This is a genomic window from Stenotrophomonas sp. GD03930 (assembly GCF_029839665.1).
Taxonomy (GTDB): Bacteria; Pseudomonadota; Gammaproteobacteria; order Xanthomonadales; family Xanthomonadaceae; genus Stenotrophomonas; species Stenotrophomonas forensis.
Map to the genome: position 1 here is coordinate 468213 of NZ_JAOCAV010000001.1, position 19229 is coordinate 487441.

18 protein-coding genes are annotated in these 19229 nt (G+C 64.8%); 6 read left to right on the plus strand and 12 right to left on the minus strand.

All coding sequences use genetic code 11. The features are described 5' to 3' along the window. Positions 1 to 151 precede the first annotated feature (151 nt). Positions 152 to 1126, plus strand: coding sequence for a LysR family transcriptional regulator (locus tag N5C18_RS02210; RefSeq protein ID WP_180880564.1), 975 nt, complete (start codon positions 152 to 154; stop codon positions 1124 to 1126). Positions 1127 to 1129: 3 nt separating this feature from the next. Here N5C18_RS02210 and N5C18_RS02215 read toward each other — a convergent pair whose 3' ends face one another. From N5C18_RS02215 to N5C18_RS02240, 6 genes are all read right to left on the minus strand, one after another. Next, entirely contained in the window at positions 1130 to 1630 is a 501-nt protein-coding gene (locus N5C18_RS02215) for a GNAT family N-acetyltransferase (protein WP_049458896.1), read from the minus strand. Positions 1631 to 1643: 13 nt separating this feature from the next. Next, complete coding sequence (locus N5C18_RS02220; RefSeq protein ID WP_053508329.1) at positions 1644 to 2081, minus strand: hypothetical protein; 438 nt, start codon at positions 2079 to 2081, stop codon at positions 1644 to 1646. Between the two features lie 70 nt (positions 2082 to 2151). After that, positions 2152 to 3894, minus strand: coding sequence for a GGDEF domain-containing protein (locus N5C18_RS02225; protein WP_279943728.1), 1743 nt, complete (start codon positions 3892 to 3894; stop codon positions 2152 to 2154). A 160-nt stretch (positions 3895 to 4054) separates the two neighbouring features. Next, the gene (locus N5C18_RS02230) at positions 4055 to 5080 is read right to left on the minus strand and encodes an AI-2E family transporter (protein WP_279943729.1); all 1026 of its coding nucleotides are present in this window, start codon (positions 5078 to 5080) and stop codon (positions 4055 to 4057) included. A gap of 82 nt (positions 5081 to 5162) precedes the next feature. Then, on the minus strand, positions 5163 to 6230 hold the full coding sequence (locus N5C18_RS02235; protein WP_279943730.1) for a diguanylate cyclase: 1068 nt from the start codon (positions 6228 to 6230) through the stop codon (positions 5163 to 5165). Positions 6231 to 6346: 116 nt separating this feature from the next. Further along, entirely contained in the window at positions 6347 to 7381 is a 1035-nt protein-coding gene (locus N5C18_RS02240; protein WP_164085650.1) for a LacI family DNA-binding transcriptional regulator, read from the minus strand. A gap of 95 nt (positions 7382 to 7476) precedes the next feature. Between N5C18_RS02240 and N5C18_RS02245 the strand changes: the two genes are divergently transcribed. Genes N5C18_RS02245 through N5C18_RS02265 form a run of 5 tightly spaced genes read left to right on the plus strand, consistent with a single transcriptional unit; the run spans position 7477 to position 12112 of the window. Beyond that, entirely contained in the window at positions 7477 to 8529 is a 1053-nt protein-coding gene (locus tag N5C18_RS02245) for a sugar phosphate isomerase/epimerase (RefSeq protein ID WP_279943732.1), read from the plus strand. 27 nt (positions 8530 to 8556) lie between these two features. Further along, positions 8557 to 9774: a nucleoside permease gene (locus N5C18_RS02250; RefSeq protein ID WP_008265176.1), complete on the plus strand. Its 1218-nt coding sequence runs from the start codon at positions 8557 to 8559 to the stop codon at positions 9772 to 9774. Positions 9775 to 9786: 12 nt separating this feature from the next. Beyond that, positions 9787 to 10911 (plus strand): Gfo/Idh/MocA family oxidoreductase, encoded by a 1125-nt coding sequence (locus N5C18_RS02255; RefSeq protein WP_279943734.1) that lies wholly within the window; start codon positions 9787 to 9789, stop codon positions 10909 to 10911. 19 nt (positions 10912 to 10930) lie between these two features. Further along, positions 10931 to 11797, plus strand: a complete 867-nt coding sequence (locus tag N5C18_RS02260) for a sugar phosphate isomerase/epimerase (RefSeq protein ID WP_279943735.1) — start codon at positions 10931 to 10933, stop codon at positions 11795 to 11797. Between the two features lie 18 nt (positions 11798 to 11815). Then, positions 11816 to 12112 (plus strand): cytochrome c, encoded by a 297-nt coding sequence (locus N5C18_RS02265; RefSeq protein ID WP_040008546.1) that lies wholly within the window; start codon positions 11816 to 11818, stop codon positions 12110 to 12112. Positions 12113 to 12142: 30 nt separating this feature from the next. Here the strand turns inward: N5C18_RS02265 and N5C18_RS02270 are convergent, their stop codons facing one another. The 6 genes from N5C18_RS02270 to N5C18_RS02295 all read right to left on the minus strand — a co-directional run bounded on the left by N5C18_RS02270 (position 12143) and on the right by N5C18_RS02295 (position 19188). Further along, positions 12143 to 12916, minus strand: coding sequence for a DUF1080 domain-containing protein (locus N5C18_RS02270; RefSeq protein ID WP_053508343.1), 774 nt, complete (start codon positions 12914 to 12916; stop codon positions 12143 to 12145). Further along, the gene (locus N5C18_RS02275) at positions 12901 to 13476 is read right to left on the minus strand and encodes a gluconate 2-dehydrogenase subunit 3 family protein (RefSeq protein ID WP_053508345.1); all 576 of its coding nucleotides are present in this window, start codon (positions 13474 to 13476) and stop codon (positions 12901 to 12903) included. Before N5C18_RS02275 ends, N5C18_RS02270 begins: the two co-directional genes overlap by 16 nt. After that, complete coding sequence (locus tag N5C18_RS02280) at positions 13476 to 15161, minus strand: GMC family oxidoreductase (protein WP_279943738.1); 1686 nt, start codon at positions 15159 to 15161, stop codon at positions 13476 to 13478. Before N5C18_RS02280 ends, N5C18_RS02275 begins: the two co-directional genes overlap by 1 nt. Before the next feature lie 27 nt (positions 15162 to 15188). Next, complete coding sequence (locus N5C18_RS02285) at positions 15189 to 16085, minus strand: TIM barrel protein (protein WP_279943739.1); 897 nt, start codon at positions 16083 to 16085, stop codon at positions 15189 to 15191. Positions 16086 to 16303: 218 nt separating this feature from the next. After that, entirely contained in the window at positions 16304 to 17107 is an 804-nt protein-coding gene (locus N5C18_RS02290; protein WP_279943740.1) for a hypothetical protein, read from the minus strand. Between the two features lie 725 nt (positions 17108 to 17832). Then, positions 17833 to 19188 carry a hypothetical protein gene (locus tag N5C18_RS02295; RefSeq protein ID WP_279943741.1) on the minus strand — a complete coding sequence of 452 codons (1356 nt, stop codon included), beginning with the start codon at positions 19186 to 19188 and terminating at the stop codon, positions 17833 to 17835. Positions 19189 to 19229: the final 41 nt, after the last annotated feature.

Sequence of the window (19229 nt, forward strand, 5' to 3'; positions counted from 1 at the left end):
GCGGTGGCTCCTCGTGTGCGGCAGGGCGACCGGTGTCGCCGTTGCAAGCACGATAGACCTGGGATTGGGAGCAGAAAAGACGCCAATCTCAACCACAGTAGTAAGCTGTGATTACCAGAATGCGACGGGCGTGGCGCCCGACCGAGCCCCCATGAGTGCCCCCACCGCGATCAACCCGGCCCTGCTGCCGCAGCTGGCCTGGTTTGCCCACATTGCCCACCATCGCAGCTTCACCAAGGCGGCCGAAGAGATGGGGGTCTCGCGCCCCGCGCTGTCGCAGAGCCTGAAGACGCTGGAGAAGCAACTGGGCGTGCGCCTTCTGCACCGGACCACCCGCGAGATGTCGCTGACCGAGGAAGGCCAGCGCCTGTTCGACGCAGTGCAGCCATCGCTGAGCACCATCGACAGCGCAGTACGCGACCTGCGCGCCAGCCATGACGCCCCCTCCGGCCTGCTGCGCATCAACACCGCACGCCTGACCGCCAAGACGCTGATCGAACCACACCTGCCTGAATTCTTCGCGCGCTACCCCGAGCTGCGCGTGGAGCTGGTGATGGACGATGGCCTGTCCAGCATCGTCGCCGAAGGCTGCGACGCCGGCATCCGGCTGGGGGAACGGCTGGCCGAAGGCATGATCGCCGTGCCGGTGACGCCGATGCTGGAAATGGTGGTGGTCGCCTCGCCGGCCTACCTGGCCCGGCATGGCACGCCCAGCACGCCCGCCGAACTGGCCGGGCATGAATGCCTGGGCTACCGCCAGACCGGCAGCGGCACGGTCTATGCCTGGGAGTTCAGCACGCCCGGCCAGCATGGACACGACTTTGAAGTGGAACCGCGCGGACGCTATGTCACCAATGATGACGAAGCCATGATCCGCGCCGCGCTGCAGGGACTGGGCGTGATGCAGCACATCGACCTGTCACTGCAGCCGATGCTGGCAGATGGGCGCCTGCTGCGGTTGATGCCGGAATGGTCCGCGCCGTTCCCCGGCTTCTACCTGTACGTGCCATCGCGTGAGCAGATGCCACCCCGCGTGCGCGCGCTGATGGAATTCCTGGTCGAGAAGCGCGAGGGCGTCGCCAAAGCGCTCGGCCGCCCCGTGCAGGCACCGGCCACCGGCGGCTAGGCGTCAGCGCAGGTAACGATAGACCAGGTCATCGGCATCACTGCGCACGGCCTGGGCGTCGAGCACGCCGCCCAGCCGCTGCGCAACGGCCTGCGATGCCAGGTTGTCGGGCGCCATGTAGCTGACCAGCGTCGGCAGCTGTGCCACCACGAAGGCCCAGTCGCGCAGTGCCTCGGCCGCTTCAGTGGCGAAGCCCTGCCCTTCGTGGCCGTCATACAGTAGCCAACCCAGTTCCTTCTCCGGAAACAGCGGGCCATGGTTGATACCCACCTGGCCGATGCAGGCACCGGTGTCGGCCCGTTCGATCATCAACGCACCATGGCCGAACAGATGCCAGCTCGCCAGGTCATGACAGAACTGGCCCCACGCGGCAACCTCATCGAATGGACCGCCCATGCCGCGCGCGCGCGGCGACGCAAGGAACGCCGCATAGATGCCGAAGTCATCCAGCTGTTGCGGACGCAGCCGCAGGCGCGCGGTGTGCAGGGTGGGAATATCGAGCATGCTGCCGGTCGGCTCAGTACACCGCGAGGTGGCCGCAACCGCGTCGCTGCGGTTGCCCTTCCATCGTCACCTGCACGCTGGCCAGGGTGTCGACACCTTCGGCATTGCGGCACGACTCGCGCTTGATCTCGACAACGGCGGGCTGCCTGTCCAGCTCACCATTGAGCACGATCAGCGAACTGGGCGCATCGGCCGGCTGCCCGAGATAGCGCAACGTACCCTTGTGGGCACGGCCATCGGCGCTGAGGCTGGCATCGTGGTTGCCGTTGCCGGTGGACGCGATCTCGATGCTCCACCCTGCCCCGCCACCGGTGAACGCAGGCACCGGGCTCATGCCGCCCGCGATCGAGGGAGGCCGCGGTTCATCGGCCGTGGTCTTCGATGCAAGGCTGGCACAGCCGGCCAGCAGGCCCGCGAGCAGCGCGGCGATGACAATGGGGCGCACGGTCATGGTGGACTCCTGCAGCGATCGGGCCGCCAGTGTAGGGCGTGCCACGTGCGCCGGCGATGAACGTGGCCGGTCAACGTGAGGTGCGTCCCCCACCGGCCACGCGCACGCGGTCGCGGCCCTGTGCCTTGGCCTGGTACATCGCCGCATCCGCAGCGCGCAGCAGGGTGCGCCAGCCCAGTGCGTCGGTACCGCCCTCGGCCACGCCGAAGCTGGCGGTCACCCGCAGCGCGGTGCCGCCCCCCACCCTGATGTCCAGCTGCTGCAGCGCCAACCGCAGCGATTCGGCCAGCCGGCGACCGGCATCCAGATCGCCACCGGCCAGCAGCACCAGGAATTCTTCGCCACCGTAGCGGGCGATGCTGTCGCTGCGGCGCAGGTGGCGCTGCAGAAGTTGCGCGACCTGCACCAGTACCTCGTCGCCGGCATCATGCCCATGGCCATCATTGATCGACTTGAAGCGGTCCACGTCCAGCAGGATCACCACCGCCGCCGCAACGCCCTCGGCATGGCGCTGCTGCACCCGCTGGTCCAGCGCGCGGCGGTTCAACAGCCCGGTCAGTTCATCGGTACCCGCCAGCTGCCGCAGCTCACTGGTCAGCGCCGAGCGTTCGCGCGAGGTTTCGCGCAGGACTTCGATCGCATCGAACAGGCGCTGCATTTCCGCCAGCGGATGGGTGACGTGCTGCTCCGGCCCCGGCGCGTCGGAGGCGATCTGGATCACCTGCCGCTGCGCCTGCAGCAGGGGCCGCAGGATCTGCACATGGGCAATGCGCAGCGCCACGCCCAGCACCACCAGCGTACCCACGACCGTCGCCACCAGTACCGCCAGGCGCATGGCGGCGCGGTTGCGGGTATGTTCGAAGCGGGCAATGGCAACGCTCAGGTAGCCATCGCGCAGCGCCTCCAGTGACTGCAAGGTCGGCACATAGCGCCGGGTGAACTCGGCGGCGGTCCAGGGCGGGGGTACACCGCGACGGCCATCTTCGATCAGCTGCTCGACCATCGGCAACGATTCACCGAAGAACTGCCGCCGCGCCATGTCCCAATGCCAGGACAACGCCGGGTCACTGCGGAACACCGCCTCGTGGCTGCCGGCCAGCCGCCACAGCTCCAGCAGGCGGCCCTCGGTCTGCAGCGCCGCGCGCACCTGCTCGTTGCGCCAGGCACCCGGCACCGCCACCGGCGCCATCACGTTGGACGCCAAACGCCCGCCGTGCTCGCGCAGGTCGATCAGCACCTGGCCCTGCATCGCCGGAATCGCTGCCTCGCGATCGGCGCGGACCAGCACGTTGATCTGTGCGGACATGAGCAGATGCAGGCGGTCGACCACCGCGAACATGCTGCTGATCGCGCGCTCCACGTCTTCGACCCGGCGTGCGTCCTGCGGCTGCGCCGCCACCCGGTCCACGCTGGCACGTGCCGACTTCAGGCGGCGTTGCGCATCGGCCAGCATCGCATGTGCATCCACCTCGCCCGGATGTGCCTTGAACGCGGTGTCCAGCTGCAGCATGGCGGCGTCGACCTGCCGCCGCACCACGGCCAGCTGCATGGCCAGCCGCGCCTGCTCGGTGCTGTCGTCCGCGCGCGCGCCCAGCAGGCTGTTGGCCGGGCCACGTTCGGAGGAGACCAGGTTGGCCAGATCAAACGTCTGCCGCAGCTGGCGCAGGCTGACCAGATTGTCCTCGGCGGCGGCATAGCGCATCGTGCCCTGGACCAGGGCGATGACCATCAGCGGCAGGGTGCAGACCACGAACAGCCCCGCCAGGATCCAGACCCAGGTCCGCAACCCGATGGGCGATACCTTGCCGGCCATTCAACTTTCCCCTGACGTGCGGATCACTGTACTGAGCGGCCCCGGCAGTGCCAAGCCAGCACTACGCAGCCCCTGCCCCTGCGTATACCCCAGTCATCGCGAACGTGCCGCCAAGAGGCGGCACCCGGCTCGCCGAAACAGATCCGTCACGTCAGCGGGGTCAGATCCAGCGTTGATCCACCAGTTCCCGCTTCACATAGGCGTAGAACACCGGCGCGGCCACCAGCCCCGGCAGGCCGAACGCCGCCTCCATCACCAGCATGGCCAGCAGCAGTTCCCAGGCGCGCGCCTGGATCTCGCCGCCGACGATGCGCGCGTTGAGGAAATATTCCAGCTTGTGGATGACGATCAGGTACAGCAGCGCCGCCACCGCCACGTAGAACGACACCGACAACGCGACGATGGTGATGATGGTATTGGAGATGATGTTGCCCACCACCGGCAGCAGCCCGGCGACGAAGGTGATCAGCACCAGCGTCTTCGACAACGGCAGGTGCACCCCGAACAAGGGCAGCACACCCAGCAGGAAAATGGCGGTGAACACGGTGTTGAGCAGCGAGATCTTCACCTGTGCGAACACCACCTGGCGGAACGCAGTGGCCAGGCGGCTGGTGCGGCCGATCAGTTCCTGCGCCAGCGGCCCCATTTTCGGCAGCGGCAACTCGTCATACAGCGCGATCATCGCGCCCAGCACCATGCCGATCAGCACGCGCACGCCCACCTGCACCACCGAGGTACCGGCCACGCCCAGCTGGCGCTGGTGCTCGGCGGCCCAGTCGTTCAGCGCTGCGCGCAGCGCCGGCATGTCTTCGGGAATGTAGGGCTGCAACAGCGCCGGCACCTGGTGCCGCGACGAATTGAGGATGTCCATCAGCCGTGCCAGCAGCGCGTCCGGCCCGCCGGTCTCGTTGCGGAAGAACGAGGCCACGCCGATCCCGGCCAGTACCAGCGCGCTGATGATGACCGCCGACAGCACGATCACCGCGATCGCCCGCGCCCGACCCGGTGGCAGCCGGCCTTCCACGGTGGAAGCCAGCAGGTGGGTCAGCTGGAACACCAGCAGGCCCGACAGCAGCGTCACCACCAGGCCCAGCTTCAGCGCCAGCCACATGCCCAGCAGCATCATCAGCCAGGCCGCGATCCGCGGAACGGGGGGCTTGGGCTGCACAACAAGGGCGTCTTGCATGGGGGGCACGTCCGGGCGGGGTGGCCCATGGTAGAGGATTGGCCGTGCGATTCCGTGTGCAGGATGAACGGCCGTTACGCCGTCATTGGGCGGCGCCGTGTTCGCCGTAGCTGGCGTTGTTCTTGCCCTGCCGCTTGGCGTGGTACAGCGCCCGGTCGGCCTGCGCCAGCCAGTCCTCCACGCTACCGCCGCGCGGCGTGGCGGCAATGCCGATGCTGACGCTGAACTCCACGCCCGGGGTGGCCTGGCGGGCGGCCTCGAGCAGGTGCAGGCGCACCCGCTCGGCCACATGCATCGCATCCACCGGCGCGCAGTCGTGCAGCAGCACGACGAACTCATCGCCACCGAGGCGGGCCGGGGTATCACCCGGCCGGGCAAACGCGCGCAGGGTCGAGGCGATGTGCCGCAGGACCTCATCACCGGCGCGGTGGCCATGCGAGTCATTGATGCGCTTGAAATCATCCACGTCCAGCATCAGCAAGCAGGCAAAGCCGCCCTGCCGCTGCGCCTTGTCCAGCGCCTGCTGCGCACGCAGGATCAGGAAGCCGCGGTTGGCCAGTTCGACCAACGGGTCCATCCGGCTCAAGCGCTGCAGCTGCCGGTTCTGCGATTTCACCCGACTCGCCAGCTGCCAGCTGAGGATGCTCAGACCGATGCCGTAGACGAACAGGAACGGCACGCTGAGCACGATCGTGCGTTGCGAGGTCACCGGCTGATAGGGAAACCCGAGGGCCCACCAGGTGATCGCAAAACCCAGCACCAGTGCCAGCGTGGCGCGCATCGCCAGGCGCACGCCGCCGGCAGCGATCTTGTCGGCGACCAGCAGCGCCGCGAACAGTGCACTGGGCACCGCGCTCAACCCCATGAAGGCGATCCAGCCACCGCCGAACAACGAATCGGCCACCATGCAGCGGAACTGGACCACGGCAGGCTGCCGGGAGCGGTGGGTCAGCAGCAGCGCGAGCGCGGGCCAGGCCAGTGCATTGAGCAGCAGCAGAACCCAGGCCAGCGCACCGTCATGGCGTTCCAGGATGATCGAGGCGATCGGGATCGCGCCCAGGCCATTGCCCACGAAGCGCATCCAGCCGATGCGCCGCGCCGCGCCGATGCCCTCGACCGCGACCTCGGTCGAGTCAGTCAAGAACGGCATTGCCGACCCCCTTGCGCGATCGCACGTTCCATCTCAGAACTCCACCCCAGCACTCCAGCCCGGCACTCCACCTCGACGCGTGCCGGGCTGCCTGGCGTGAGTCTGACAGCTTGGCGTCAATTCGGGATCAAGGGATCAAGGTCGCGACCTGGCCTGGGCGCCGCCGTCGAGCCCCGCAGCATCAGGCTGAAATCCAGCGTCTGCTGGAGCTGCACATCGGCATGCTCGATGATCGCCAGCAGCAGCTTGACCGCGCGCTCGCCGATCTCGCGCATCGGCTGCCGGATGGTCGTCAACGGCGGCGTGAGGTAGCGGGAGGACGCCAGGTCGTCGAACCCCACGATGGACAGGTCGTCCGGCACGCGGATACCGCGCTCACGGCAGGCCGCCAGGGCGCCCAGCGCCATCTGGTCGCTGAAGCAGAAGATCGCGGTCGGTGCCGGTGCCACGTCCAGCAACGCCATTGCCGCCGCATGGCCGGATTCCACGGAAAAGTCGCCTGGCACGATGCGCTGCTGGCGCAGCCGTCCGCGCGCCTTGCCCGCGGCCCGGACGCCCTGCAGCCGCTGCTGGTGCAGAGGGTTGTCGGGCGGCCCACCGACCACGGCGATCTGCTCGTGACCCAGTCCGTAGAGGTGTTCCATCACCGCGCGTGCAGCTGCCGCGTTGTCGATGTGGACGCTGGGAATGCCCAGCGCAGGGTCGAACTCGCATCCATTGACCACCGGTGCGGCGGCGCCGCGCTGCTGCACGATCTCACGCGCCGTCGGCGGCAATCGATGCCCCAGCACGATCATGCCGTCGGCCTCGTTGCGCCGGAGCATCTGCGCATAGCGCTCCTCGCGGTCGGGCTGGTGCTGGGTATCGCCCAGCAGCACCGCGTAGCCAACCGCCTGTGCCGCCTCTTCTGCGCCTTGCAGGATCTGGGCGAAAAATGGATTGGCGATATCCGGCACGGTGACCAGGATCTTGCCGCTGCGCTGGGTCTTGAGTGTCCTGGCCACCGTGTTGGGCACGTAGCCGAGCGCGGCAGCCGCCTGCTCGATGCGCGCGCGCGTGGCGGGCAGCACCTTGTCCGGCCGGGAGAGCGCCCGCGACACCGTGCCGGCAGAGACGCCCACGTGCTTGGCGATGTCGTAGATGGTTGCCATGGTTTCAGCTCTTGTTTCCGCTGTGCACTGCACAACGGGTCTGCGGGAGGCCCATGCTAGGGTAATGCAATCGATTGCATCGAGGGCGAATCATCTTGAAGACGCTCAAGGGTCCAGCGCTGTTCCTGGCGCAGTTCATCGGCGACAAAGCTCCTTTTGATCGGCTGGACACGTTGGCCGGATGGGCCGCGGGGCTGGGCTATTCTGGCGTACAAGTACCCACCACGGCGCCCCACCTGTTCGATCTGGCCCAAGCAGCACACAGCCAGGCCTACTGCGATGATGTTGCCGGCATGCTGGCCGAATACGGTGTGCAGATCACCGAACTGTCGACCCATCTGCAGGGACAGCTGGTCGCCGTCCACCCCGCCTATGACAGCCTCTTTGACGGCTTCGCACCGCCTGCGGTGCACGGCAACCCCGCCGCCCGCCAGGCCTGGGCGGTCGATCAGCTGATGTTGGCGGCCAAGGCCAGCCAGCATCTGGGACTGACCGCGCACGCCACCTTTTCCGGTGCGCTGGCCTGGCCGTACTTCTATCCCTGGCCGCAGCGCCCGCCCGGCCTGGTGGACGAAGCCTTCGCCGAACTCGGCCGCCGCTGGCGCCCGATCCTGGATGCGTTCGACGCCTGCGGCGTGGACCTGTGCTTCGAGATCCACCCCGGCGAAGACCTGCACGACGGCGCCACCTTCGAGCGCTTCCTCGACGTGGTGGATCATCACCCGCGGGCGAAGATCCTGTATGACCCCAGCCACCTGCTGCTGCAGCAGATGGACTACCTGGGCTTCATCGACCGCTATCACGACCGCATCGGCATCTTCCACGTCAAGGACGCCGAGTACCGTGCGAGCGCCCGCAGCGGCGTGTATGGCGGCTACCAGGACTGGATCGATCGTCCGGGCCGGTTCCGCTCGCTCGGCGATGGCCAGATCGACTTCAAGGCGATCTTTTCGAAGATGGCGCAGTACGACTTTCCCGGCTGGGCGGTGCTGGAGTGGGAGTGCTGCCTGAAACACCCGGAGGACGGCGCGCGCGAAGGCGCTGCCTTCATCCGCGACCACATCATCCGCGTGACCGAACGCGCCTTCGATGATTTCGCCGACAGCGGCACCCACGCCGCTTCACTGCATCGCATGCTGGGAATCTGAGTCATTACCGCCCCGGGAGGGCAAGCCATGACGCACGCCATGTCGCGCTTGGGCGCGATGATGTTTCTGCAGTTCTTCATCTGGGGAGCGTGGTTCGTCACCCTGGGCACGTACCTGGTGCAGGGCCCGTTGCAGGCCAGCGCGAGCCAGGTCGCGACCGCCTTCCTCAGTCAGTCGATCGGGGCCATCGTCGCGCCCTTCCTGGTCGGGCTGATCGCCGATCGCTACTTCGCGGCGCAGCGCATCCTCGCGGTCCTGCACCTGGCCGGTGCGGTGCTGCTGTGGCTGGCGTCCACCGCGACGGACTTCACCACATTCTCCGCCTGCGTGATGGGCTACATGCTGCTGTTCATGCCGACGCTGGCACTGGCCAACAGCGTGGCGATGCGGCACATGCAATCGCCTGAAAAGCAGTTCCCGCTGGTGCGCGTAGCCGGCAGTATCGGCTGGATCATCGCCGGCGTGCTGATCGGCTGGATGGGCTGGGAGCAGGCACACCGGCTCGAGCTGACCTTCCAGATGGCCGCGCTGGCGTCGCTGCTGCTTGGCCTGTATGCCTTCACCCTGCCACACACGCCGCCGCTGGCCCGGCAGCGCGACGCCGGGCTGGGTCAGATCCTCGGGCTGGATTCACTGCGGCTGCTGAAGTCGCGCTCCTATCTGGTGTTCTTCCTGGCCTCCATCGCCATCTGCATCCCGCTCTCGTTCTACTACAACTTCACCAACCCCTATCTCAACGATCTGGGCGTGCGCGGCGCCGCGGGCCTGCAGTCGCTGGGCCAGGTTTCGGAAGTGCTGCTGATGCTGGCCATGCCGTTCCTGTTCGTGCGGCTGGGGGTCAAGACGATGCTGGCGGTGGGCATGGCAGCGTGGGTCGTGCGCTACGGCATGTTCGCCTTTGGCGATGCCGGCAGTGGCTTCTCGCTGCTGGTGATCGGCATCGTGCTGCATGGCATCTGCTACGACTTCTTCTTCGTCACCGGCCAGATCTACACCGATGCCCATGCCGGCCCCGACGCACGCAGCAGTGCGCAGGGCTTCATCACCCTGGCCACCTATGGCGTGGGCATGCTGATCGGCACCTTCCTGTCCGGCGCGGTGGTGGAGCACTACACCACCGCCGCAGGGCCCGACTGGCAGCAGATCTGGCTGTTCCCGGCCGGCGTCGCACTCATCGTGCTGATCGCCTTCCTGCTGCTGTTCCGCGACCGGCCGGTGGTTGCGGCCGCAGCGTCCACGCCCTGAGGACTGCAGCCGATGCCCAAGCCTGGAATCGCCATCATCGGTACCGGCATGATCGCGGCCGTGCATCGTCGCGCCGCCTTGCTGGCCGGTGCCGAGATCCGTGGCGTGGCCGCCTCTTCCGCGCAGCGCGCCGCCGAGGTAGCGCAGGCGTGGGGTGTCCCGCGCGGCTATCGCGATATCGAGGAGGTGGTGGCCGACCCGCAGGTGCAGGTCGTGCACGTCTGCACGCCCAACCACCTGCATCGGGCCATGGCCGAAGCTGCACTGCGGGCCGGCAAGCACGTGGTCTGCGAGAAGCCGCTGGCAACCACGCTGGACGACGCGCAGGCGCTGGCCGCACTGGCCAACTCGAGCGGGCTGGTCGCCACGGTTCCCTTCGTCTACCGCTACCACCCGGTGGTGCGGGAAGCACGCGCGCGCATCGCCGCAGGCGACATCGGCCCCCTGCACCTCATCCATGGCAGCTATCTGCAGGACTGGCTGCTGGACCCGGCCAGCAACAACTGGCGCGTCGATCCGGCGCTGGGCGGCGCTTCGCGTGTGTTCGCCGACATCGGTTCGCACTGGTGTGACCTGGTGGAATGGGTCAGCGGTGAACGCTTCGCCGAGGTCAGCGCGGCGTTCGACACGGTGATCGCCGAGCGCAGCGCCTCCGGCGCGCAGAGTTTCAGCACCCCGGCAGCCGGCGGTGCGATGCAGGCGGTCGCCAGCGAGGACGTGGCGGCGTCGATGTTCCGCACCGGCAACGGCACGCTGGTATCACTGACCGTCAGCCAGGTCTCTGCCGGACGCCGCAATCGTCTCTGGTTCGAGATCGATGGCGCCCGGGCCAGCGTGGCGTTCAACCAGGAAGATGCCGAGCGGCTGTGGATCGGGTGGCCCGACCAGCGCGAAGAAACCTTCGTGCGTGGGCCGGGAGCCGGCAGTGCCGAACAGCGCCGGTTGTCGGTGTTGCCGGCCGGGCACGCACAGGGTTACGCCCAGTGCTTCGAGGCCTTTGTCGCCGACACCTATCGCGCCATCGACGGCGAGCGGCCCGAGGGGCTGCCTACCTTCGACGATGGCCTGCGCTCGGCGCTGATCGTCGACCGTGTCATCACATCGGCCAGGACACGCGCCTGGACCACCATCGCTTGAAACCCGGGAGGATCTCTTGATGAAAGCCCCTGTCCGTAGAACCGCAGGCCTCGTCCTGCTGCTGCTCGCAGCCCTGCCCGCCTTCGCGGGCGAAGTGGCAGGCACGCAGAAGCCGATCGCGGTGCAGATGTACACCCTGCGCAACGCCGGCTCGCTCGAGCAGCAGTTGAAGATCGTCCACGACGCGGGCGTGCATGCGGTGGAAACGGTCGGCACGCAGAACACCAGCGCGGCGGACCTCAAGCAGCTGCTGGACCGCTATTCGATCAGGGCCATTTCGTCGCACGTGCCATTGGCCGAGCTGCGCAACAACCTGGACGGCGTAGTGACCTTCAACCGCGCGATCGGCAACAGCACGCTGGTGGTGCCCTACCTGGACCAGAAGGACCGGCCGGCCGATGCCGCAGGCTGGACCGCACTGGGCCAGGAACTGGGCCGCATCGCCAAACAGGTGCGGGCCAAGGGCATGTACCTGGCCTACCACAACCACGACTTCGAGCTGGTCGACTTCAACGGCAGGACGGGGCTGGAACTGCTGTTCGCCGCCGCCGGTCCCGACCTGCAGACCGAGCTGGACCTGGCCTGGGTCGCGCGTGCCGGCCTGGACCCTGCGGCGATGCTGGGCAGGTTCCGCGGGCATGTCTTCGCGGTTCACGCCAAGGACAATGCTCCCAAGGGCCACGCCGAAGACGAGGGCGGATTCGCCGCGGTCGGCCAGGGCGTGCTGGACTGGAACGCGATCCTGCCGGCCGCAGCCGCCGCTGGCGTGCACTGGTACATCGTCGAACATGACCAACCACGCGATCCGGCCAAGGTCATCCAGACCGGCGCGGACTACCTGCGTGAACACCTGACCGTCAATGCGCCCGCCCGTGCGCAGCCCTGACGCATGAAGGAGCCCCACATGAAAATGATCCTGGCAATGGCCGTGGCCCTGGGCGGCCTGGGCTCTGCAACGGCCGCCTGGTGCAAGGACGACCCGGCCGCGGGTGCAAAGCTCTACACCGCGAACTGCGTGGCCTGCCACGGCGCCGATCGTGCGGGCATGCCGGGCGCATTCCCGGCGCTCACCGACATCGGCAAGCGCATGGCACCGGCGCAGATCAAGGAAAAGATCAGCAAGGGCGGTGGGCTGATGCCGCCCTTCTCCCAGCTCTCGCAGCAGGAAATCAACGACATCGCCAGCTACCTGGCGAAGTAAGCGGCCGGCGACCACGCCGGCCGTATGCCACTACAGTTCGCGCACCCAGATGTTGCGGTAGCTGACCCTGGAATCATGTTCCTGCAGGTAGAGCGGTGCGCACGTGTGTGGCGCATAGGAAGGTGCACCGATGTACTCGGTCTTTCCCGCCAGCACGGTGTCGTCCTGCACCAGCACGCCGTTGTGCAGCACCGTGATGCGCGCGGGCGACACCAGCCCACCGCCCGCCGAGAAGCGCGGTGCCTTCCAGAGGATGTCGTAGGCCTGCCACTCGCCTGGCGCGCGCGAGGCATTCACCAACGGCATGGCCTGCTTGTAGATCGAGCCCGCCTGGCCGTTGGCATAGGTCGGGTTGTTGTAGCTGTCCAGCACCTGCAGCTCATACAGCTCCTGCAGGAAGATGCCGCTGTTGCCGCGGTTCTGCCCGTAGAAACCCTTCGTGTCGGTTGGGGTGCGCCATTCAACATGCAGCTGGACATCGCAGAAGCGTTGCTTTGTGCGAATGCCCTTGCTGCCGGGCACGACAGTCATCGCGCCATCAGCAACCTTCCAGGGCACGCGCCCACCCTGCTCGGACTCCCAGGCCGAGACATCCTTGCCATCGAACAATACGATGGCGTCGGACGGCGCCTTGCCTGGCGGCGTGGCCACGGTTGCAGGCACCGGCGTCCACACCTCGGTCTTCTTCGGATCGCGCGCAGGGTCGGCGCCCTCCTGTGCGAACACGGAACCGGCGGCCAGTACACCGGCCGCAATCAGCAGCGGCTTGATCATCATGCAGCGCTCCATCAGCTGGTCCCCCATGCAGGCGTGCCGGCAACATAGGCCAGGTCGCCATCGTAGCGACCCGGTACCGCAACGTAGTGCAGCACTTCGGTCGCACCGACCTTCGACGTGAAGAAGCCGAAGATGGCCAGCTGTTTGAGCATCGTGAAGTAATGCGGCATCGCCTCGCCCTCTTCCGGAGTGCCCGTCTCGGTCACCTCGGCCGTGCGTGCCTTTGCCTCCGCATCCAGCGTGCGCAGCAGCGTGGTACGGGCGTCTGGCGTGAGCGATGCGAAGCGGGCACCGGAGCGCGCGTCGATATCGGCGAGGCCGGCGCGGAACGTCGCCTGCTGCCGGGCGGTGTAGCAGTCGGTGACGAAGGTCGCCATGAACCGGCCGGCACCGGCATCCTTCGCTCCCGGTGTTTTCGTCCGTGGCAGGATCGTCTCGGCGATCTCGTCCAGCAAGGCGATATCGGCGTCGGAGAACGCAGGCATCACCCCGGCAGCCAGTGCCTTGCCCTGCACCAGCGCAGGCAGACCGACCATGGCCGCACCCGTGGCAGCGACGATCATCTTCAGCAGTTCGCGGCGATCCATCAGAGGTTCCCCGCTTTCAGTTCGCGCACGGCATGGTCGGCGGCGCGGGCGGTCAGCGCCATGTAGGTCAGCGACGGGTTCACGCACGCGCTGGAGGTCATGCAGGCACCGTCGGTGACATAGATGTTGGGTGCATCCCAGACCTGGTTGTGCTGGTTCAATACCGAGCTCTTCCTATCACGGCCCATGCGTGCGGTTCCCATTTCATGGATGCCCTTGCCCGGCGCGTAGTCGTTGTCGTGCATCTTCACGTCCTTGACCCCGGCCGCCTCCAGCATCTCGGCGGCGTCGGCGGCCATGTCCTTGCGCATCGCCAGTTCATTGGCGCGCATGGCAACGTCCATCGCCAGCACCGGCAGTCCCCACTTGTCCTTGCGCTCGCGGTCCAGGCGGATCGTATTGTCGTGGTGCGGCAGCATTTCACCGAACCCGGTCATGCCGATGCGCCAGTCACCGGGCACGGTCAGCGCGTCCTTCAGGTCGGCACCGATGTTCAGCTCGGCGATCTCGCGCGACCAGCCTGTGCGGCTGGCGCCGCCCTGGTAGCCGAACCCGCGCAGGTAACCGCGCTTGTCGGCGGCAACGTTGCGGAACCGCGGAATATAGAAGCCGCACGGACGACGGCCGAAGTAGTACTTGTCTTCGTAACCCTCGACGCGGCCGGAAGCACCCGCTCCGAAATGATGGTCCATCACGTTATGCCCCAGCTCGCCGGACGAGGAACCCAGGCCGCCCTCCCAGACATCGGTGGCCGAGTTCATCAGCAGCCAGGTCGAGTTGAAGGAGGAGGCGTTGAGGAAGATGATCTTGGCGGTGTACTGGTAGGTCTGGCCGGTCTCGGCATCGATGACCTCCACGCCGCGCGCACGCTTTCGATCCTTGTCATAGAGCACTTCCTTGACGATCGAGAACGGCCGCAACGTCAGATTGCCGGTCTTCATCGCCGCCGGTAGCGTCGCCGCCTGGGTCGAGAAATAGGCACCGAAGGGACAACCCAGGATGCACTTGTTGCGGTACTGGCAGTTGACGCGCCCCTGCTCGGGCATCGGCTTGGTGATGTTGGCGGTGCGCGAGTGGATCATATGGCGCGTTCCGCCGAAGGCCTTCTTGATCCGCGCGGCCACATCCTTCTCGACGATGTTCAAGGGAATCGGCGGCAGGAACTCGCCGTCCGGCAACACGTCCAGTCCTTCGCGCGTGCCGGCGATGCCGGCGAACTTTTCTACATGGTCGTACCACGGCGCGATGTCGGCGTAGCGGATCGGCCAATCGGCCGCGATGCCGTCCTTGAGGTTCGCCTCGAAATCCAGGTCGGAGAAGCGATAGCTCTGCCGCCCCCACAGCAATGAGCGGCCACCGACGTGGTAACCACGGAACCAGTCGAAGCGCTGGGTCTCAATGTAGGGCGAGTCCTGCTCGTTGGCCCACATCCCTTCCAGGTTTTCGGCCAGGCCGTAGTCGCGCATCAGCACCGGAAAGTCGGCCTTCATCGCCTGCGTCGGCCGGTTGCGATGCGGGAAGTCCCACGCCTCCTTCATCGCGTTGACATAGTCCTTGACGTGCTCGATGTTGCGGCCACGTTCCAGCATCAGGACTTTCAGACCCTTTTCGGTCAGTTCCTTTGCCGCCCAACCGCCACTGATTCCCGAGCCAACAACGATGGCGTCGTAGTGATTATCTGCCATGGGTTTCTCACCTGGGTGGATATCGTTTCAGACGTCGCAGAGGCGGATCGCCTCGCGCAGAGAGTTGATGGGGTCTGGCGCCGCAGGCATGAATTCCTGCGCCAGATAGCCCTCGAAACCGGTATCGCGGATCGCGCGACAGATGGCCGGATAGTGGAGTTCCTGCTGGTCTCCGATCTCGTGCCGGCCGGGCACGCCCGCGGTGTGGTAATGCTTGAAGCAGGCGTGATGCCTGCCGATGGTGGCGATGATGTCGCCTTCCATGATCTGCATGTGATAGATGTCGTAGAGCAGGCCGAAGTTGTCCGAGCCGAGCCGCTGGCACAGCTCCACACCCCAAGCGGAGTGGTCGCACAGGTAGTCGTGATGATCGACCCTGGAGTTCAGCAGCTCCATCACCAACACCACGCCGCGCTTCTCGGCATGGCCGAGGATGCGCTTGAGTCCCGCCTCGGCATTGGCCATGCCGTCCTGCGGGTCCATGCCGTTGCGGTTGCCGGAGAAGCAGATGAGATTGCGATAGCCGGCATCGGCGACCAGATCGATGTGCCGCGTGTAGCGCTCCACCAGTTGATCGTGGAACTGGCGGCCAGCAAAGCCCTGGGTCAGGCCCAGCTCTGCGCCGTTGCACATCGAGCTGTACACGTCATGGGCCTTCAGCGTCGGCCAGTCCTCCGGGCCGACCAGGTCGATGGCGGCGAAGCCGATGTCCTTCACCGTGCTGCAGAGCTGGGCCACCGACAACTGCGGGAAGGTCCAGCGCGCGACGGAATGCTTGAGGTGGCCCTTGAGCGGCGCATCGGCTGCGAAGGCAGGGAGCACGCCTGCCGCACCCAGGCCGATGCCGCCGGCAACCGCAAGGCGCAACGCATCGCGCCGCGTGAGCCCCGTCGCCGGGGCCGGTCTGATCGAATGGATGGACATCCACCTTCCGGCCTCCCAACCGGTATCAAACGCAACGATTCACAGCAATGCAATCGATTGCACCATAGGGGAGGGAATTGCCGGTTTGCAAGTTGCGCTGCAAGAAATTCAATGCTGCGAGGCACAACTCCGTAGGAGTCGCGGAAAAAGAAAAGCCCCGCATGAGCGGGGCTTTCGTTCTGCAGAGAAACGAGAGTCGCACCATTCATTGGCTGGATCTAAGGCGCTGGCCGCTTCGCCATTTTCCTCATGGTGGCGTGCAGCTGTGACACCAGCTTCTGATTGCCAGCAGGTGATCTCGCTTCGTAGTCAGCCATCAACGTCTCTGCCCGCCGATCCCCCAGTTCTGCAGCCATCGCCATGGCAGCGGGAATGGGCTCCGGGCTTCCCGTCGCGGCGGAGAAGGCGACTCCGTACTGATAGGCGGCGAAGGGCGTTGGCCCCTCCGAGAAAACATCTGCAGAGCGATTGAGTACCTCCAGCCGATCCTTGTCCACGGAGGGTCGCGCTGCCTCTGGCAGGGCTTTCACCACCTCCAGGTAGTTTTCCGCGCCGGCTTGCGCGGTAACTGCGGCCATTTTTGCCAGCAGCCGATCAACAAGAAATATCTCGGCTTTATGGTCTCCGCGATCGCTCATTGCTCTCAGCTCAGCTTCACTCATACCTTTTGCTGCCAGCCACTCCTCAGGAAGTGGGAAGCCCAGCCTGAGCAACGCTTCGCGATCTTCCGCGCCCGAAAAATGCACCGTTCCAAAGTAACGATCTGATATGTCCTCCAAGTACCTTCGGTCATCCTGATGCAAGCTCCGCAGGTACAGGTCCCAACTTGCTGTGCCTGAGTCCTTAGCACCGTCGAACAGCGCGTAGGCTCCGAGTTTCCCGCTCGCCTGTACGTCCATGGTACGTTCGGAGGTCAAAGCGACTGCAGGCACGGATTCAATTCCCGCTCCATCGTTCTGGCAACCGATCACGGTCACAGGGGTCATTGTGAACAACGCTATGGAGAGAAGCGCATTCTTCATCACTTGGGGCACCCGTTGATAGTCATGTCATACGTCCAAGCAGCGCATATTTCCCGCGGCATCACTGCATCCGGATGCGGAGAAGCCGTTGTCACAACCGGGATCGTCGCTATATCAGCAGTCGTTGATGGTACTCCCAGCCCGTAGTGGAGCAATGACAAAGCGTGCAGGCGCCATGTTCTTCCGCATATTCCATTCCTTGGATCCGTAGGTAATCTCTGCCCTGCATTTACTTCGCAGCCTATAGAACGCAGCAAGCAATGCGGCCTTTACCGTCTGCCCAAGTGGCTATCGCGTCTTGACCGTTCTGCCGATCCTTGAAGAAGGCCTTGATCGGACTCTTTTTCTCCCCCGGGAAGATACTGCCCGGTCCTGAAGGAAGAGGAACACGCCGGGTGTCTACCTGGCTCCGCCGTTGCCATCGCCGAATCTCTGCATAGAAGAAAGTGCCCGCAACCAGATGGTTACGAGCCCCTTTTACACACGCTTCAATGCGTTGTCTGTCAGAACGGTTGTGCACACATGGGGGAGCCTACCTCCAAATTGTAGCTATCGAAAAATCAATTATAATCAATGACCTGATGGGAACGGCCACTGATCATTTTCAACAGATGTGACCGAATCAGTAGATCACCCAAGGGCTAGTCCGCTATCCATAGCGCTCAATCAGCAGATCGATAACCAGCCACGACCCGCACTGCAAAGCGGGCATTGCGCAGGGATGGCTAATCCACAGGAACAAAGAACGGCGCTACGGCCGGATCAATCTCACCAAATTCAAAGGTCACCAGGTCATCATCGTCATGCAACTTGCTCAATGAGGCACTCTGGATCAAGCGCCCCTGAGAGACGGCGAGTGCAAACGGATTGACGTGCCGGCCATCGAACTGATACGCCTTGCAGAATTCTTCTTGTGACAACTCTCCAGATAGCAATTGCATTAAGTCCCGAGAAGAAATGCCAACGCTCATGCCTCCTACTCCACTAGTGGTTAACCTATATCGGCCTTGTACTCTGTGCTTGGCCTCTTGATCTAGGCAGCGACGAGCTGCGTTATAAGGCGCTAGGTGCGGTTCTGGAAAATTAATCGAGGCACTTCGAATCAGTTCGTCCACTTCCGCGTAGGGGTATATGAGGCGCTTAAGATCAATTGAGGTGCGCACCCTGAGGTCAAAGCGCAGTTTTCTGTCCGTCCGGCCGGAGAAGAAGTCGCGCTTCTCCTCAACGCCAATGAGAAGCACTCCATCAATGCTGGAGTGCTTGGTCAAGAAGTGGTCGACGACCTGTCGGCCGGTGAAGGTGCCGCCCATCGATGCCATCGACGCACTGCTACGAAACAGCCCGCAATCACCATCGCAGGCCACCAAGAGCTTAAATGTGCCCTCATGAGACCCCTCTAGCTGGCCAGTCTTCGCTTTGAGCGCCTTGTAGAGCGGATTAACTTCCTTTGAGGGCGCGACATCGTAGCTGGTGTAGCTTGCCATGGTACTCGTTTGAGCAGGATTGTAATTAATTGAGAAATCGAACTTCTTCTCGGAGGGTTTAAACGTGTCCTTCTGATGCGGCTTCTTGCTGATCGCTTTTAGCCACGGCACGACCTCGCTATGCAGGAGCGCAATCATCTGGCCCCTGTTCGGAATAGCAAGCTGGACTTTGACCTGACCTCGCTTCCCCGTTCGTTCGCCATTGATCCTATAAGCGAGCCTTACAGGATCGACACCATACTTTCTCGCGAGGACGGGGGTTTGCTCAAGAATCACGTCGACCGGATTGTTCTCGTCCAAGCCCCTGTCGGAAATCGCAAGAATATCGCCGACAACCGTAAGGTTCTTCCCCATTTTTGATTGGTAATCAACCAGAAGATCTGGGCGCTTCCCTGAGGGGAGGGGAACTTCATGACGAACTGAGGCTACCTGTGCAAACGCGTCCAATACAACCACTTCCCACATAGTGGGCAGGCGCTGTTCGTTGGGCGTATTGAGCTTTTTGATTATTCCGGAAAGCTGCTCGCGAGAGACAACGTGCTGCAGGCGCTTGATGCATTCCTGCAAATCACGCCGCGAGAAGATGAATTGTGTCATTTCGTGGACCACAACCCGCTAAAAAACTGGCTTCAGACTAG